Raw genomic sequence first — 1109 nt, 5'->3', positions numbered from 1 at the left:
AGTCGGTTGACCTCGCCGTGGCTCGCGCCGGCATCCGTCAGCAACAAAGCGAGCAGCATGTCCGCGCCTGCGCCGCGTTGACGGACCGCAATGCGCGCGCCGGTCGCAAGTACGTCGGTCAACTTGTTGAGCGATTTCGGATTGCCTGGCGCCAGCAGCAGGCCCTGCTCGCGGCGGGCGAATCCGACCAGCACCGCATCGTACAGCCGCGGCCTCGTCGCAATCGCGGCGACATTCGGGTCCGGGTCGTCGCTGTGGAAATGGATCGCGGCGACAGACACCTCGCCGCGCAGCAGGCGTGTCACGCCGGCTTCCGTGCCTTCTGTCAGAAAGGCCAGGCCGGAGCCCGACTGACGCAGGCTCCATTCGAGCAGATCATCCTGGCTGCCACCGACGATCGGCGGCGGGTCGGATTGAATCATTCCTCCGGGCCGGACCAGTCCCGACATGACCCAATGGTCGAGTTCATGTCGGGGAAACAGCCATTTGCCGGCCACCTTGCTGCAGGGGAGGCGCTGCTGCGCAATCAGTTCGTAAAGCTTGCGTTCGCCAATGCGCAGATAGTCGGCGGCTTCAGATGTCGTCAGAAATTCCATCCTGCATTGATATGCATATTTCTGTGCCGGTTCAAGAATTTGACTCTGGCGGAAGAGTTGCAGGACATTGGCGCTGGACAGGATTGCGAGGAGCAATGTCGGAAGGGCTGGGCGCATGGCAACTGATCGCGAGCGGTGACGCGACGCTGTTTGCCATCGTGCGCCTGTCGCTCGCGGTCAGCCTTTCGGCTGTCGCGATTGCCATGGTCGCCGGCCTGCCGCTTGGCGCAATTATCGCGCTCTCGCGCTTTCCAGGTCGTTCGGCGATCGTCGTGGTGCTGAACGGTTTCATGGGCCTGCCGCCGGTGGTGGTCGGGCTGACCGTCTATCTGCTGCTATCGCGATCCGGGCCGCTGGGCGAGTTCGGTCTTTTGTTCACGCCCGCCGCCATGGTCTGCGCGCAGGCGCTGCTGGTGTTGCCCATCATCGCCGCTCTGACCCGCCAGACGGTCGAGGATCTGTGGCGCGAATATCGCGAGGAACTGAACGCGATGGAGGTCGGGCCGGCGGGCC

Annotated in this window: 2 protein-coding genes; one reads left to right on the top strand and one right to left on the bottom strand. The window is 64.0% G+C overall.

Going from position 1 to position 1109, the window contains the following annotated elements; genetic code table 11:
• A partial coding sequence (locus EN991_RS37250) for a helix-turn-helix transcriptional regulator (RefSeq protein WP_127370575.1) occupies positions 1–596 on the bottom strand: 596 nt, incomplete at its 3' end.
• A gap of 95 nt (positions 597–691) precedes the next feature.
• Between EN991_RS37250 and EN991_RS37245 the strand changes: the two genes are divergently transcribed.
• On the top strand, positions 692–1109 hold a 418-nt coding region (locus EN991_RS37245), incomplete at its 3' end, for an ABC transporter permease (protein ID WP_206519346.1).

The organism is Mesorhizobium sp. M7A.F.Ca.US.005.03.2.1, from assembly GCF_003997795.1.
GTDB lineage: Bacteria > Pseudomonadota > Alphaproteobacteria > Rhizobiales > Rhizobiaceae > Mesorhizobium > Mesorhizobium ciceri.
Note: the sequence above shows the minus strand (reverse complement) of the source record. Positions and strands in the feature narration are given on the sequence as shown.